This is a genomic window from Streptomyces sp. APSN-46.1, from assembly GCF_022815725.1.
GTDB lineage: Bacteria > Actinomycetota > Actinomycetes > Streptomycetales > Streptomycetaceae > Streptomyces.
This window is the reverse complement of sequence record NZ_JALGRF010000006.1, coordinates 214,005-227,902: the sequence shown is the minus strand read 5'-3', so window position 1 is coordinate 227,902 and position 13,898 is coordinate 214,005. Positions and strand designations below refer to the sequence as shown.

Below are 13,898 nucleotides of genomic sequence, written 5' to 3'. Positions count from 1 at the left end.
GCAGATTAACGCTTGCTGTACTGCGGAGCCTTACGGGCCTTCTTGAGACCGGCCTTCTTGCGCTCGACCGCACGGTCGTCGCGGGAGAGGAAGCCGGCCTTCTTCAGCGCCGGGCGGTTGTTGTCCACGTCCGCCTCGTTCAGCGCGCGGGCCACACCGAGGCGCAGGGCGCCGGCCTGGCCGGAGACGCCGCCACCCGCGATGCGGGCGATGACGTCGTAGCGGCCGTCGAGTTCGAGCAGCTTGAACGGCTCGTTGACTTCCTGCTGGTGCACCTTGTTGGGGAAGTAGTCCTCAAGGGTGCGACCGTTGATCTTCCACTTGCCGGTGCCCGGAACGATCCGGACGCGGGCGATGGCGTTCTTGCGACGGCCCAGGCCGGCGGCCGGCTGGGGCTCGCCGAAACGGCCGGCAAGGGACTCGGAGGTGTAGTCGCCCTCGACGACAACCTCGGACTCGGTGGTGTACTCCTCGACGCCCTCGAACTCTTCGACGGGGGTCTCGGCGGTGGTCTCGGCCACGATGCTCCTCAGAATTTTCTACGTCTTAGGGGGTGTGGCCGGAACTACTGCGCGACCTGGGTGATCTCGAACGGCACCGGCTGCTGGGCAGCGTGGGGGTGCTGGTCGCCCGAGTAGACCTTCAGCTTCGAGAGCATCTGACGGCCCAGGGTGTTCTTGGGGAGCATGCCCTTGATGGCCTTCTCGACGGCCTTCTCCGGGTTGTTCGCCAGGAGGTCGTCGTAGCGCACCGAACGCAGACCGCCCGGGTAGCCCGAGTGGCGGTACGCCATCTTCTGGGACGCCTTGTTGCCGGACAGGTGAACCTTGTCGGCGTTGACGATGATGACGAAGTCGCCCATGTCCATGTGGGGGGCGTAAGTCGGCTTGTGCTTACCCCGCAGGAGGGCAGCGGCCTGGGTCGCCAGACGGCCGAGGACAACGTCCTGGGCGTCGATGACGAGCCACTGGCGCGAGATGTCGCCGGGCTTGGGGCTGAACGTACGCACGCGTATGCCTTCGCTTCTTCAGTGGTGGTATCCCAAGGGCGCAAGCCCAGCGGGAAGGTCCTGACAGGGTCACCACGGACGATCACGACAGCCCTCGTCCACATCGGGGACGCAACCCGTGTGAACCGCTGGTCATCGGTCCGGTGGACCGGCGTAAGGCCCTTTCACGTGAGAATGAGAAAGCCAATACGCATAACAAACCAGCAGGGTACCCAAGCAGACCCTTACGGGTCAAAACGCGGTCCGCGATGCCGATTCTGCTGGCGTCGCGGCGCACTCCGGTTCGGTCCTGGGTGGGGACCCCGCAGTTGTTACGGGTCCCAGAGTAACCCGACCGGAGCGCAGCGCACGACGCGCCAGCAGGATGGCGAGCCCGCACAGGGTGGCGCAGTCCTTGAAGGCGCGCCGCTTGTGGGCCAGCTCCGAGGGCCACGGGATCAGGGCCACCTGGGGCGTCAGCGCCAGCCAGAACCAGGGCGAGCGCGGCATCGAGCCCGCCCGCACCACCGAGGCCAGCAGCAGCGGCAGCACCACCAGCAGGTAGTGGTCGAAGGACGGCCGGGAGACCAGGAATGCGGCGAGCATCACCATGCAGGCCGTCTCCGCCAGCCGCAGCTGCCCCTCGTCGGACTCGTCGGGGCGCCGCCAGCGCTGCCAGGCGCCCCACAGCCCGACCCCGGCCCCCACGAAGGCGACCAGCGCGGCCAGCGGCTCCGGCACCCCCAGCCGTGGCAGCACCGCGATCGGCGAGGCGTCCCAGGGCAGCGCGTAGGCGTCCTGCCCGTTCAGCAGGAACGGCAGCGTCTTGGTGAAGAACAGCGAAGGGCTCGGCATGATCAGCGCGCCGGCCAGCGACAGTCCCAGCGGCACCAGCACGGCCGCGGCCAGCCCCCGCCACTGCCGGGCCAGCAGGAACAGCAGCCCGATCGGCACCAGCATCGGCTTGCAGGCGATCGCCAGCCCGACCACCAGGCCGGCCGCCCCCCACGCCCTGCGGTGCGCGAGGAGCAGCGCCACCGGCAGCGCGGCCGCCGAGATGGCCGTCCAGTTCCCGATCAGCACGAGGTTCACGTACGGCTTGTAGGCCAGGGCCAGGACCGCGAAGCCGCCGACCGCCAGGCGCGAGCGCAGCGGCACCGAGAACAGCCGCAGCGCGGCCAGCCAGCCGGCGCCCAGCAGCCCGGACATCCCGACCGGCAGCAGCCACCTCAGGGCCGTCTGCGGCAGCAGCGCCTCCGGAACCGCCATGAGCACCGCGCTCGGCAGGTACAGGAAGCGCTTGTCCTCGTACGGGGAGCCGCCCGCCAGCAGCGTCTGCGCGGCCTTGACCACGAAGGCGTTGTCCGAGCCCCAGTTCTCCCGCAGGCTCGTCGAGACGCAGATCCCCAGGACCACCGCGAGAGAGACGAGCTGCCAGGGCCGGGACGCGGGCCGCAGCAGCCGTTCGACGAGCCGGTTGCCGGAGGTGTGGTCCCACTTCATGAGCCAGATGCTAGGCCGCAGGCCCACCACGCCTCCCCCTCGCTCCTGCCGCTTACCGCTTGCGTTCGACTCTGCGTTCGTCCCAGACGGGCTCCTGAGTCTCCCGCACGACACCGTCCGAACCGAAGACCAGGTAACGGTCAAATGTGCGCGCGAACCAGCGATCGTGCGTGACACACAACACAGTGCCCTCGTACGACTCCAACCCGTCCTGCAAGGCCTCCGCCGACTCCAGGTCCAGGTTGTCCGTCGGCTCGTCCAGCAGCAGCGCCGTGGTCCCCGCCAGCTCCAGCAGCAGGATCTGGAAGCGCGCCTGCTGGCCGCCCGAGAGCCGGTCGAACAGCTGGTCGCCCTGGCGCTCCAGCTCGTAGCGGCGCAGCACGCCCATCGCAGCGCCCAGCGGCTTGGCGGCCTCCGTCCACAGGATGTCGACCAGCGTGCGGCCGAACAGCTCCGGGTGGGCGTGGGTCTGCGCGAAATGCCCGGGCAGCACGCGGGCGCCCAGCTTCCACGTGCCCGTGTGCTCGACGTCCTCGCCGGCCAGCAGCCGCAGGAAGTGGGACTTCCCGGAGCCGTTCGAGCCGAGCACCGCGACGCGCTCGCCGTAGAACACCTCCAGCGAGAACGGCTTCATCAGGCCGCTCAGCTCAAGGTTCTCGACGGTCAGCGCGCGGACGCCCGTACGGCCGCCCTTGAGCCGCATCCGGATGTCCTGCTCGCGCGGCGGCTCCGGCGGCGGCCCGGCCTCCTCGAACTTCTGGAAGCGGGTCTGCATCGCCCGGTAGCGCGAGGCCATGTCGGGGCTGCTCGCCGCCTGGTTCCGCAGCCGCAGCACCAGCGCCTTCAGACGGGCGTGCTCCTCGTCCCAGCGGCGCTTGAGCTCCTCGAAGCGCGCGAAGCGCTCCTTGCGGGCCTCGTGGTACGTGTCGAAGCCCGCGCCGTGCACCCACACGTCCGTGCCCATCGGGCTCGGCTCCAGGCTGATGATCTTCTCGGCGGCGCGGGACAGCAGCTCCCGGTCGTGGCTGACGAACAGCACCGTCTTGCGGGTGGCCTTCAGCTGCTCCTCCAGCCACCGCTTGCCCGGAACGTCCAGGTAGTTGTCCGGCTCGTCGAGCAGCAGCACCTCGTCCGGCCCGCGCAGCAGCGCCTCCAGCACCAGGCGCTTCTGCTCACCGCCCGACAGCGTGCGCACCTCGCGGAACTGCGCCGCGTCGTACGGGATCGCCAGCGCGGCCATCGTGCAGACGTCCCACAGCGTCTCGGCCTCGTAGCCCCGCACGTCGGCCCAGTCGCTGAGCGCCTGCGCGTACGCCATCTGCGCGGCCTCGTCGTCCACCGTCAGGATCAGGTGCTCGGCGCGGTCCACGGCCTCGGCGGCCTCCCGGATCCGCGGCTGGGCCACCGAGACCAGCAGGTCGCGCACGGTCGTCTCGTCCCGCACCGAGCCCACGAACTGCGACATCACCCCGAGCCCGCCGCTCAGCGTGACCCCGCCGCCGTGCGGCTGGAGGTCACCGGAGATCAGCTTCAGCAGGGTGGTCTTGCCGGCCCCGTTCGCCCCGACGAGGGCGACGACCGACCCCTCCCCCACGCGGAAGGAGACGTCGGGGAGCAGAACCCGCCCGTCGGGAAGGTAGTACTCCAGGTGGCTGGCTTCGAGATGTCCCATGCGGGGCATTGTCCAGGCCCGGCGGCGATCCGCCCAAATGGATAAGCGCGAGGCGATCAGCAGCAGCCGGCGCCCGGGAGTGTCCGCATGTTCCGCGCCTGCTTGCTGCGGGCGGCCAGCAGCTCGTCGGCCGGGTAGCCGACCTCCTCCAGCGTCAGCCCGTGCGGCTTGACCACGTGCACGGAGGAGTCCCGTACGCCTGCGGCCAGCACCTTCCCGGGCCAGTCGGTGGGCCGGTGCCCGTCCCCGACGTGCAGCAGGGCGCCCACCAGCGAGCGGACCATGTTGTGGCAGAAGGCGTCGGCGCGGACGGTCGCGGTGATGACCCCGTCCTCGGCGCGCTCCCAGCTGAGCTGCTGGAGCGTACGGATCGTCGTCGCGCCCTCCCGCGGCTTGCAGTACGCGGCGAAGTCGTGCTCGCCGAGCAGCGGGGCCGAGGCCTCGTTCATGGCGTCCACGTCGAGGGGCCACTGGTGCCAAAGGACGTGGCCGCGGCGCAGCGGGTCCACCCCGGCCCGGTGGTCGCCGACGCGGTAGGCGTAGCGACGCCAGATGGCCGAGAACCGCGCGTTGAAGCCCGGGGGGGCCTCGGCGGCCTTCCACACCCGTACGTCGTGCGGCAGCCGCCCCGCGAGGCGGCGCAGCAGCTTGTCCCGGTGCTCGGCCCACACCTCCTCCGCCAGGTCGAGCTGTGCCACCTGCCCGCGGGCGTGCACGCCGGCGTCGGTGCGCCCGGCGACGGTCAGGCTGACCGGCTCCGACAGCCGCATCACGGTCTGCAGGGCCGACTCCAGCTCGCCCTGCACGGTCCGTAGCGTGCGCTGCTTCGCCCAGCCGGAGAAGTCCTTGCCGTCGTAACTCAGGTCCAGCCGCACCCGGACGTGCCCGGGCTCCACCTCGTCACTCACGTGACCGATCCTCTCAGAATGGCAAACGGGCCCGCCCCGTGAGGGGCGGGCCCGTTCAGAGCCGTTCAGCGTGATCCCGAAGCGGGATCAGGCCTCCTTGACCCGATCTTTCAGCCGATTACTCGGCGGGCTCGGCGGCGGGAGCCTCGACAGCCTCCGCCTCCTTGACCGCGCGCTTGGTGGCGGCCTCGGCCTCACCAGTGGCCTGCTGGGCGACCGTCAGGGCCTCGACCAGCTCGATCACGGCCATCGGGGCGTTGTCGCCACGACGGTTGCCGATCTTGGTGATGCGCGTGTAACCACCGGGGCGGTTCTCGTAGCGCGGGGCGATCTCGGTGAACAGCGTGTGCACGATGCTCTTGTCCGTGATCGTCTGCAGCACCAGGCGACGGTTGTGGATGTCGCCCTTCTTGGCCTTGGTGACCAGACGCTCGGCGTAGGGACGCAGGCGACGGGCCTTGGCCTCGGTGGTGGTGATGCGGCCGTGCTCGAAGAGCGCCTTCGCGAGGTTCGCGAGGAGGTGCTTCTCGTGCGCGGCGGAGCCGCCCAGGCGGGCACCCTTTGCGGGACGCGGCATTGTTACTCCTTCATATCTGCACCGGCCGTGTCAGGTACCGGTGTCAGTTCCCCCGGGGCGGATGCCGCGGGAAAGATCAAATCAAGCCCGGCCGGCGATTGAGGCCAAAGACCTCAGCCGCCGGCGACGGGAAGAATCAGTACTGCTCGGTCTCGACGAAGCCAGCGTCGGCATCGTCATCGGCGCCGAAGGCGTCAGCCGCGGCGGTCGGGTCGAATCCGGGCGGGCTGTCCTTGAGGGCCAGGCCCATGCCGGCCAGCTTCGCCTTGACCTCGTCGATCGACTTCGCACCGAAGTTGCGGATGTCGAGCAGGTCGGCCTCGGAGCGGGCGACGAGCTCACCCACGGAGTGGATGCCCTCGCGCTTGAGGCAGTTGTACGAGCGGACCGTGAGCTCGAGCTCCTCGATCGGCAGCGCCAGGTCGGCGGCCAGGGCGGCGTCCGTGGGGGACGGGCCCATGTCGATGCCCTCGGCGTCGATGTTGAGCTCGCGCGCCAGACCGAACAGCTCGACCAGGGTCTTACCGGCGGACGCCATGGCGTCACGCGGGCGCATGGCCTGCTTGGTCTCGACGTCGACGATCAGCTTGTCGAAGTCGGTGCGCTGCTCGACTCGGGTCGCCTCGACCTTGTAGGTGACCTTGAGGACCGGGCTGTAGATGGAGTCGATCGGGATACGGCCGATCTCCTGGCCCAGCTGCTTGTTCTGGACGGCGGAGACGTAGCCGCGACCGCGCTCGACGGTCAGCTCCATCTCCAGCTTGCCCTTGCCGTTGAGCGTGGCGAGGACCAGGTCCGGGTTGTGCACCTCGACACCGGCCGGGGGCGCGATGTCGGCAGCGGTGACCAGGCCGGGACCCTGCTTGCGCAGGTACATCACGACCGGCTCGTCGTGCTCCGAGGAGACGACCAGCTGCTTGATGTTGAGGATGATGTCGGTGACGTCTTCCTTGACACCCGGCACGGTGGTGAACTCGTGCAGGACGCCGTCCACGCGGATGCTGGTTACGGCAGCACCCGGGATCGAGGACAGGAGCGTACGGCGCAGGGAGTTACCGAGGGTGTAGCCGAAGCCCGGCTCCAGCGGCTCGATCACGAACCGCGAGCGGTACTCGTCGACGACCTCTTCGGTCAGCGAAGGGCGCTGAGCGATAAGCATGTCTGTGTTCCTTCATTCGTGGACGCCCACTATTTGACGCCCGACGGGACGCCGTACCGGAGTACGGCTACTGCAAGGGTACGGGCGGCACGGCCCCCGAAGGGGTCGTACCGCCCGGACACTCAAGAACGCACAGGTGCGTCCACCACGTCAGACGCGGCGGCGCTTCGGCGGGCGGCAGCCGTTGTGCGGGGTGGGGGTGACGTCCTGGATCGAGCCGACCTCAAGGCCGGTGGCCTGGAGGGAGCGGATCGCGGTCTCGCGGCCGGAGCCCGGACCCTTGACGAAGACGTCAACCTTGCGCATGCCGTGCTCCTGCGCGCGGCGGGCGGCCGACTCGGCGGCCATCTGCGCGGCGAAGGGGGTGGACTTGCGCGAGCCCTTGAAGCCGACGTGGCCGGCGGAGGCCCAGGAGATCACGTTGCCCGAGGGGTCCGTGATCGAAACGATGGTGTTGTTGAACGTGCTCTTGATGTGGGCGTGCCCGTGAGCGACGTTCTTCTTTTCCTTGCGGCGCACCTTCTTGGCAGCGCCCTGACGACCCTTGGGGGGCATCTAAATCTCCTACGGGAGGTGGTCGGTCCTACAGCGCAAGACCGCTGAACAGGACTACTTCTTGCCCGGCTTCTTCTTACCGGCGATCGCGCGACGCGGGCCCTTGCGGGTACGCGCGTTCGTGCTGGTGCGCTGACCGTGCACCGGCAGGCCACGACGGTGGCGGATGCCCTGGTAGCACTGGATCTCGATCTTCCGGCGGATGTCGCCCTGGATCTCGCGGCGGAGGTCACCCTCGGTGCGGAGGTTGGCGTCCACGTACTCGCGGATCTTGACCAGGTCCTCTTCGGCCAGGTCACGAACGCGGGTGTTCGGGTTCACGCCGGTGGAGGCGAGGATCTCCTTGGACCGGGTGCGCCCGATACCGAAGACGTAGGTGAGTGCGATCTCCACGCGCTTTTCGCGCGGGATGTCAACACCGGAAACGCGTGCCACAAATGGCTCCTGTGTGTTCGGGGGTCTTCCGCAGAACCACTCCCGACCGCCGACCGCCCTTGATGGATGGTGGTACGTCCGGGTCCCCGGCCCCCGCCGGAGGTGCCGCCGGCCCTCTTCAGGGCTGGGCGGGTTCTGCGTATGTACGTTTTCTTTACGTCGCGCGAAGAACTGCGGAAGGCAGGTCGGTCGGCGTGCGTCAGCCCTGGCGCTGCTTGTGGCGCAGGTTGTCGCAGATGACCATGACCCGACCGTGACGGCGGATCACCTTGCACTTGTCGCAGATCTTCTTGACGCTCGGCTTGACCTTCATGTTGGTGAGGTTCTCCGGGTCAGTGCCACCACCCGCACCGGGACGGATGCCCAGGCAGGAGTGAGGACAAGATCTACTTGTATCGGTAGACGATCCGGCCACGCGTCAGGTCGTACGGAGACAGCTCCACGACGACCCGGTCATCCGGGAGGATGCGGATGTAGTGCATGCGCATCTTGCCGCTGATGTGCGCGAGGACCTTGTGACCGTTCTGGAGTTCCACCTTGAACATCGCGTTCGGGAGGGACTCGATCACGGTGCCCTCGATTTCGATGGCACCTTGCTTCTTGGCCACGCTTCGCCTTTCGAATCGGCTACCTTGATCGGCTTCGTGCGCCATGCAGGCATGGGAGTGCACGAGAGCCGACGAGTCAGTCTACGTCAGGGCTCCCAGAAAGACGAATCCGGAAAGTTTGCCCCAGAGTGTAGATCATTACGCCAGCGGGTCCGGAGCCGTGGTGACTCCATACTCCGCCAGCTTCGCCTTGCCGCAGTCCGGGCTGGTCAGGACGATGGGGCCGGCCTCGGTCAGCGCGATGGAGTGCTCCCAGTGCGAGGACCAGGTGCCGTCCGTGGTGATGACCGTCCAGTCGTCCGCCAGGACCTCCGTCTGGGCGGTGCCCAGGGAGACCATCGGCTCGATCGCCAGGCAGACGCCCGGGACCAGCTTGATCCCCTTGCCCCGCTTGCGCGAGACGTAGTTCAGCAAGTGGGGGTCCATGTGCATCTCGGACCCGATGCCGTGGCCGCCGTAGTCCTCGATGATCCCGAACTTGCCGAGGCTGTGCTCACCGGTGGACGGGCGCGGCTGGCGCTTGATGTAGCTCTCGATCGCCTTGGAGATGTCCACGAGGCGGTTGCCGAGCTTCATGGCGGCGATACCGGCCCACATGGACTCCTCGGTCACCCGGGACAGCTCGACGAGCTCCGGGGCGTGCCCGGTGCCCACGAAGGCCGTGTACGCCGCGTCGCCGTGCCAGCCGTCCACGATCGCGCCGGCGTCGATCGAGATGATGTCGCCGTCCTTGAGGACCGTCTTGTCGTCCGGGATGCCGTGGACGACGACCTCGTTCACCGAGGTGCAGATGGTCGCGGGGAAGCCGCCGTACCCGAGGAAGTTCGACTTCGCACCGGCGTCGGCGATGACCTTGCGGGCCACCATGTCCAGATCCCGCGTCGTGGCGCCCGGAACGGCCGCCTCACGGGTCGCCGCGTGGATCGCGGCGACGACCAGCCCCGCCTCGCGCATCTTCGCGATCTGCTCGGGGGTCTTGATCTGGACCATGGAAATGCCTTCCACCTTCGGGTCTGCGTTTGTCGGCGTTTGTTTGCGTTTTGCCTGCGCTGTTTCGGATCGATCCAACAGTACGGCCGCGGTGCCCTGGGGACACCGCGGCCGGTACGCACAGCGGGAGCTACTTGTTGAGGGCGTCCATCGCGCGCTGCGTGACGTCCGCGACCTCACCGAGGGCCGGGATGGTCACCAGCAGGCCCTGGGCCTTGTAGTAGTCGATGATCGGCTCGGTCTGCGTGTGGTAGACCTCCAGCCGGTTGCGGACCGTGTCCTCCGAGTCGTCGCCGCGCTGGTACAGCTCGCCGCCGCAGACGTCGCAGACGCCCTCGGTCTTCGGCGCGGCGTACACGACGTGGAAGACGTGCGCGGAGTCGTTACGGCAGATCCGGCGACCGGCGATCCGCTTGACGACCTCGTCCTCCTCGACCTCCAGGTCGAGGACGGCGTCGAGCTTCATGCTCTCCGCGTCGAGCATCGCGTCGAGCGCCTCGGCCTGCGAGACGTTCCGCGGGAAGCCGTCGAGCAGGAAGCCGTTCACGGCGTCGGGCTGCTCCATGCGGTCCTTGGCCATACCGATGGTGATCTCGTCCGGGACGAGGTCACCGGCGTCCATGAACGCCTTCGCGCGCTGACCCAGCTCGGTGTTCTTGCTGATGTTGGCGCGGAAGAGATCGCCCGTGGAGATGTGCGGGATCGACAGGTTCTTGGCAAGGAACGCGGCCTGCGTTCCCTTTCCCGCACCGGGAGGTCCGACGAGGACGATTCGCATCAGCGGAGGAACCCTTCGTAATTGCGCTGCTGGAGCTGGCTCTCGATCTGCTTCACGGTCTCCAGACCCACACCCACGATGATGAGGATGCTCGTCCCGCCGAACGGGAAGTTCTGGTTCGCGCCGAAGCCTGCCAACGCCATTGTCGGCACAAGAGCGATGAGACCCAGGTACAGCGACCCCGGCCAGGTGATCCGGTTGAGCACGTAACTCAAGTACTCGGCGGTAGGTCGGCCGGCGCGGATGCCCGGGATGAACCCACCATACTTCTTCATGTTGTCTGCAACTTCCTCGGGGTTGAACGAAATCGCCACGTAGAAGAACGCGAAGAAGACGATCAGGAGGAAGTAGGTGGCGATGTAGTACGGGTGGTCGCCCTTGACGAAGTGCTTGTTGATCCAGGTCGCCCAGCCCGCCGTCGAGCCGCTGAACTGAACGATCAGTGCGGGGATGTACAGCAGCGACGAGGCGAAGATGACCGGGATCACACCCGCCTGGTTGACCTTGAGCGGAATGTAGGTCGAGGTACCGCCGTAGGCACGGCGGCCGATCATGCGCTTCGCGTACTGGACCGGGATCCGGCGCTGCGCCTGCTCGACGAAGACCACCAGGGCGACCATCGCGAGGCCGACGAGGATGACCACCCCGAACTCGACCCAGCCGTCGGCGATCTTGCCCTGCACCTTGATCTGCCAGAGGGCGCCGATGAAGCCGGCGGCGATGGAGATGAACATAAGGATCGACATGCCGTTGCCGATGCCGCGGTCGGTCACGAGCTCACCGAGCCACATGACGACGCAGGTACCGGCGGTCATCGTGATGACCATGACGACAGTGGTGAAGATCGACCGGTCCGGGACGATCTGGCTGGCGACCTGGCAGCCCTGGAAGAGGGCGCCGCTGCGGGCGGTGGCGACGAGGCCGGTGCCCTGCAGGATCGCGAGCGCGACCGTCAGATAGCGCGTGTACTGAGTGATCTTCGCCGTGCCGGACTGTCCCTCTTTTTTGAGGTTCTCCAGCTTCGGGATGACCACGGTCAGCAGCTGCAGGATGATGCTCGCCGTGATGTACGGCATGATGCCGAGCGCGAAGATCGTGATCTGCAGCAGCGCACCGCCGCTGAACATGTTGACCAGACCGAACAGTCCATTGCTGTTACCCGGCTGGTCGACACAGATCTGAACGTTCTTGTAGCTCACGCCGGGTACCGGGATGTGGGACCCGAGCCGGAACAGCACGATGATGCCGAGCGTGAAGAGCAGCTTCTTGCGCAGGTCGGGCGTCTTGAACGCCCGGGCGAACGCGGTGAGCACGGTGCCTCCTGCGACCCCCGCGCTACTGCGTCAGAGGTGACGGTCTGAGGGATCGACGAATACGTACATGCAAAGGTGCAGGCCACCTTACCGGCGACTGCGCCCCCCGTGGAACGACCAACCGGGGATGCCCCATATGTGAGGCATCCCCGGTCGGGTTTCAGCTATTAATCACTGAGTTCGTCTTAGACGAGCTCGGTGACGGTGCCGCCGGCAGCGGCAATCTTCTCCTTGGCGGAGGCGGAGACGGCGTCAACCGAAACCGTCAGCGCCACGGAGATCTCGCCCTGGCCCAGGACCTTGACGAGGCTGTTCTTGCGCACCGCGCCCTTGGCGACCAGGTCGGCCACCGTGACCTCTCCACCCTCGGGGTAGAGAGCGCCGAGCTTGTCCAGGTTGACAACCTGGAACTCGGTGCGGAAGGGGTTCTTGAAGCCCTTGAGCTTCGGCAGGCGCATGTGGAGGGGCATCTGCCCACCCTCGAAGCGCACCGGGATCTGGTAACGGGCCTTCTGGCCCTTCGTACCACGACCGGCCGTCTTACCCTTCGACGCCTCACCACGACCGACACGGGTCTTCGCGGTCTTGGCACCGGGGGCGGGACGGAGGTTGTGGGCCTTCAGCGGGCTGTTCTCAGCCATGTTAGTCAACCTCCTCAACCGTCACGAGGTGGCGGACGGTCTGCACCATTCCGCGGAACTCGGGGCGGTCCTCCTTGACGACCACGTCGTTCAGGCGCTTGAGCCCGAGCGAACGCAGAGTGTCGCGGTGGTTCTGCTTGCTACCGATGTACGACTTCGTCTGCGTGATCTTGAGGCGAGCCATTACGCAGCACCCGCCCCAGCACGCGCACGGAGCAGGGCCGCGGGGGCGACGTCCTCGAGGGGCAGACCACGGCGAGCCGCGATCTCCTCGGGACGCTGCAGGCCCTTGAGGGCCGCCACGGTCGCGTGCACGATGTTGATCGCGTTGGACGAGCCGAGCGACTTCGACAGGATGTCGTGAACGCCGGCGCACTCCAGAACGGCGCGCACCGGACCACCGGCGATAACACCGGTACCCGGGGAAGCCGGCTTCAGCAGCACGACGCCCGCGGCGCGCTCGCCCGTGATCGGGTGAGGGATGGTGCCCTGGATGCGCGGAACCTTGAAGAAGTTCTTCTTGGCTTCCTCAACACCCTTGGCGATGGCCGCGGGAACTTCCTTGGCCTTGCCGTAACCGACACCTACGGTGCCGTCACCGTCGCCCACCACGACCAGCGCGGTGAAGCTGAAGCGGCGACCACCCTTGACAACCTTGGCGACGCGGTTGATCGCGACAACGCGCTCAACGTAAGCGGTCTTCTCGGCGGCAGGGCCACCGTCGCGACCCTTCCGGTCCCGCCGCTCGCCGCCACCGGCACCGCTTCCGCGGCGCTGGGGTCCAGCCATTGGATTACCTCTCTCTGTTACGTCCGTGAGTCCCGGAACCGGGGCTTAGAACTTCAGCCCGGCTTCGCGGGCGGCGTCAGCCAGAGCGGCAATGCGCCCGGCGTATCGGTTGCCACCGCGGTCGAACACGACGGTCTCGACACCCGCGGCCTTGGCACGCTCGGCGACGAGCGCGCCGACAGCCTGGGCCTGCGAGCTCTTGTCGCCTTCGCCACCGCGGATCGAAGCGTCCAGGGTCGACGCCGACGCCAGGGTGTGACCCTGGAGGTCGTCGATGACCTGAGCAACGATGTTGCGGTTGGAACGCGTCACGACGAGGCGCGGACGCTCCGCCGTACCCGAGACGTTCTTGCGGATGCGGATGTGGCGGCGAGCCTTGGCGGCACGCTTGTACGCGTCGCCCTTGGCGATCTTCACACCGTATGCCATGGCTACTTACCAGCCTTTCCGACCTTGCGGCGGATGACTTCGCCGGCGTACTTGACACCCTTGGCCTTGTACGGGTCGGGCTTCCGCAGCTTGCGGATGTTGGCGGCGACCTCGCCGACCTTCTGCTTGTCGATGCCCTCGACCGTGAACTTGGTGGGCGACTCGACCTTGAAGGAGATGCCCTCGGGCGCCTCGATCAGGATCGGGTGGCTGTAACCAAGCTGGAACTCCAGGTCGGAGCCCTTCGCGGCGACGCGGTAACCGACACCGCTGATCTCGAGAGCCTTGACGTATCCCGTGGTCACACCGGTGATCATGTTCGCCACCAGCGTGCGGGACAGGCCGTGCAGGGCCTTGTTCTGACGCTCGTCGTTCGGGCGGGTGACGTTCAGAACGCCGTCCTCACCCTTGACGATCTCGATCGGCGCCTTGACGGTGTGCGACAGGGAACCCTTGGGGCCCTTCACCGCCACCGTCTGGCCGTCGATGGTGACGTCCACACCGGCGGGAACCTGGATGGGGAGCTTGCCGATTCGCGACATGAGCTTTCCTT

Annotated in this window: 19 protein-coding genes; all 19 read right to left on the bottom strand. The window is 67.4% G+C overall.

The features are described from left to right. Positions 1-5: 5 nt before the first annotated feature. Positions 6-521: a 30S ribosomal protein S9 gene (gene rpsI, locus MTF65_RS19185; RefSeq protein ID WP_243629941.1), complete on the bottom strand. Its 516-nt coding sequence runs from the start codon at positions 519-521 to the stop codon at positions 6-8. Positions 522-565: 44 nt separating this feature from the next. Then, the gene (gene rplM, locus MTF65_RS19180; protein ID WP_008739660.1) at positions 566-1,009 is read right to left on the bottom strand and encodes a 50S ribosomal protein L13; all 444 of its coding nucleotides are present in this window, start codon (positions 1,007-1,009) and stop codon (positions 566-568) included. Between the two features lie 231 nt (positions 1,010-1,240). Beyond that, on the bottom strand, positions 1,241-2,491 hold the full coding sequence (locus tag MTF65_RS19175) for a glycosyltransferase family 87 protein (RefSeq protein ID WP_243629940.1): 1,251 nt from the start codon (positions 2,489-2,491) through the stop codon (positions 1,241-1,243). Between the two features lie 52 nt (positions 2,492-2,543). Then, complete coding sequence (locus MTF65_RS19170; protein WP_374207255.1) at positions 2,544-4,163, bottom strand: ABC-F family ATP-binding cassette domain-containing protein; 1,620 nt, start codon at positions 4,161-4,163, stop codon at positions 2,544-2,546. A 56-nt stretch (positions 4,164-4,219) separates the two neighbouring features. Then, the gene (gene truA, locus MTF65_RS19165) at positions 4,220-5,071 is read right to left on the bottom strand and encodes a tRNA pseudouridine(38-40) synthase TruA (RefSeq protein ID WP_243629938.1); all 852 of its coding nucleotides are present in this window, start codon (positions 5,069-5,071) and stop codon (positions 4,220-4,222) included. A 118-nt stretch (positions 5,072-5,189) separates the two neighbouring features. After that, on the bottom strand, positions 5,190-5,648 hold the full coding sequence (rplQ, locus tag MTF65_RS19160) for a 50S ribosomal protein L17 (protein ID WP_243629937.1): 459 nt from the start codon (positions 5,646-5,648) through the stop codon (positions 5,190-5,192). A gap of 136 nt (positions 5,649-5,784) precedes the next feature. Further along, positions 5,785-6,807 (bottom strand): DNA-directed RNA polymerase subunit alpha, encoded by a 1,023-nt coding sequence (locus tag MTF65_RS19155; RefSeq protein ID WP_008739666.1) that lies wholly within the window; start codon positions 6,805-6,807, stop codon positions 5,785-5,787. Positions 6,808-6,957: 150 nt separating this feature from the next. Beyond that, complete coding sequence (rpsK, locus tag MTF65_RS19150; RefSeq protein ID WP_003956432.1) at positions 6,958-7,362, bottom strand: 30S ribosomal protein S11; 405 nt, start codon at positions 7,360-7,362, stop codon at positions 6,958-6,960. Between the two features lie 54 nt (positions 7,363-7,416). Then, on the bottom strand, positions 7,417-7,797 hold the full coding sequence (gene rpsM / locus MTF65_RS19145) for a 30S ribosomal protein S13 (protein ID WP_007265919.1): 381 nt from the start codon (positions 7,795-7,797) through the stop codon (positions 7,417-7,419). A gap of 199 nt (positions 7,798-7,996) precedes the next feature. Further along, a complete protein-coding gene (gene rpmJ, locus MTF65_RS19140; protein ID WP_003956441.1) occupies positions 7,997-8,110 on the bottom strand; it encodes a 50S ribosomal protein L36 in 114 nt (37 codons plus the stop codon). A 73-nt stretch (positions 8,111-8,183) separates the two neighbouring features. Continuing rightward, a complete protein-coding gene (gene infA / locus MTF65_RS19135; RefSeq protein ID WP_003956442.1) occupies positions 8,184-8,405 on the bottom strand; it encodes a translation initiation factor IF-1 in 222 nt (73 codons plus the stop codon). Between the two features lie 138 nt (positions 8,406-8,543). Next, positions 8,544-9,395 (bottom strand): type I methionyl aminopeptidase, encoded by an 852-nt coding sequence (gene map, locus MTF65_RS19130; RefSeq protein WP_243629936.1) that lies wholly within the window; start codon positions 9,393-9,395, stop codon positions 8,544-8,546. Positions 9,396-9,525: 130 nt separating this feature from the next. Then, positions 9,526-10,173 carry an adenylate kinase gene (locus MTF65_RS19125; protein ID WP_243629935.1) on the bottom strand — a complete coding sequence of 216 codons (648 nt, stop codon included), beginning with the start codon at positions 10,171-10,173 and terminating at the stop codon, positions 9,526-9,528. After that, the gene (gene secY, locus MTF65_RS19120; RefSeq protein ID WP_243629934.1) at positions 10,173-11,486 is read right to left on the bottom strand and encodes a preprotein translocase subunit SecY; all 1,314 of its coding nucleotides are present in this window, start codon (positions 11,484-11,486) and stop codon (positions 10,173-10,175) included. Before secY ends, MTF65_RS19125 begins: the two co-directional genes overlap by 1 nt. A gap of 185 nt (positions 11,487-11,671) precedes the next feature. Continuing rightward, positions 11,672-12,127 carry a 50S ribosomal protein L15 gene (gene rplO, locus MTF65_RS19115; RefSeq protein WP_243629933.1) on the bottom strand — a complete coding sequence of 152 codons (456 nt, stop codon included), beginning with the start codon at positions 12,125-12,127 and terminating at the stop codon, positions 11,672-11,674. A gap of 1 nt (position 12,128) precedes the next feature. After that, complete coding sequence (gene rpmD / locus MTF65_RS19110) at positions 12,129-12,311, bottom strand: 50S ribosomal protein L30 (protein ID WP_053682614.1); 183 nt, start codon at positions 12,309-12,311, stop codon at positions 12,129-12,131. Then, positions 12,311-12,916 carry a 30S ribosomal protein S5 gene (rpsE, locus tag MTF65_RS19105; protein ID WP_030298218.1) on the bottom strand — a complete coding sequence of 202 codons (606 nt, stop codon included), beginning with the start codon at positions 12,914-12,916 and terminating at the stop codon, positions 12,311-12,313. Before rpsE ends, rpmD begins: the two co-directional genes overlap by 1 nt. A 45-nt stretch (positions 12,917-12,961) precedes the next feature. Beyond that, positions 12,962-13,345: a 50S ribosomal protein L18 gene (gene rplR / locus MTF65_RS19100; RefSeq protein ID WP_030008471.1), complete on the bottom strand. Its 384-nt coding sequence runs from the start codon at positions 13,343-13,345 to the stop codon at positions 12,962-12,964. Positions 13,346-13,347: 2 nt separating this feature from the next. Next, the gene (gene rplF, locus MTF65_RS19095; protein ID WP_243629932.1) at positions 13,348-13,887 is read right to left on the bottom strand and encodes a 50S ribosomal protein L6; all 540 of its coding nucleotides are present in this window, start codon (positions 13,885-13,887) and stop codon (positions 13,348-13,350) included. Positions 13,888-13,898: the final 11 nt, after the last annotated feature.

Coding starts and splice junctions, on each gene's coding strand:
- rplQ (WP_243629937.1), bottom strand. CDS start 5,648: ATGCCGCGTCCCGCAAAGGGTGCCCGCCTGGGCGGCTCCGCCGCGCAC.
- rplF (WP_243629932.1), bottom strand. CDS start 13,887: ATGTCGCGAATCGGCAAGCTCCCCATCCAGGTTCCCGCCGGTGTGGAC.
- map (WP_243629936.1), bottom strand. CDS start 9,395: ATGGTCCAGATCAAGACCCCCGAGCAGATCGCGAAGATGCGCGAGGCG.
- MTF65_RS19170 (WP_374207255.1), bottom strand. CDS start 4,163: ATGGGACATCTCGAAGCCAGCCACCTGGAGTACTACCTTCCCGACGGG.
- rpsE (WP_030298218.1), bottom strand. CDS start 12,916: ATGGCTGGACCCCAGCGCCGCGGAAGCGGTGCCGGTGGCGGCGAGCGG.
- rpsK (WP_003956432.1), bottom strand. CDS start 7,362: ATGCCCCCCAAGGGTCGTCAGGGCGCTGCCAAGAAGGTGCGCCGCAAG.
- MTF65_RS19175 (WP_243629940.1), bottom strand. CDS start 2,491: ATGAAGTGGGACCACACCTCCGGCAACCGGCTCGTCGAACGGCTGCTG.
- rplR (WP_030008471.1), bottom strand. CDS start 13,345: ATGGCATACGGTGTGAAGATCGCCAAGGGCGACGCGTACAAGCGTGCC.
- rpmD (WP_053682614.1), bottom strand. CDS start 12,311: ATGGCTCGCCTCAAGATCACGCAGACGAAGTCGTACATCGGTAGCAAG.
- rpmJ (WP_003956441.1), bottom strand. CDS start 8,110: ATGAAGGTCAAGCCGAGCGTCAAGAAGATCTGCGACAAGTGCAAGGTG.
- rplO (WP_243629933.1), bottom strand. CDS start 12,127: ATGGCTGAGAACAGCCCGCTGAAGGCCCACAACCTCCGTCCCGCCCCC.
- MTF65_RS19155 (WP_008739666.1), bottom strand. CDS start 6,807: ATGCTTATCGCTCAGCGCCCTTCGCTGACCGAAGAGGTCGTCGACGAG.
- MTF65_RS19125 (WP_243629935.1), bottom strand. CDS start 10,173: ATGCGAATCGTCCTCGTCGGACCTCCCGGTGCGGGAAAGGGAACGCAG.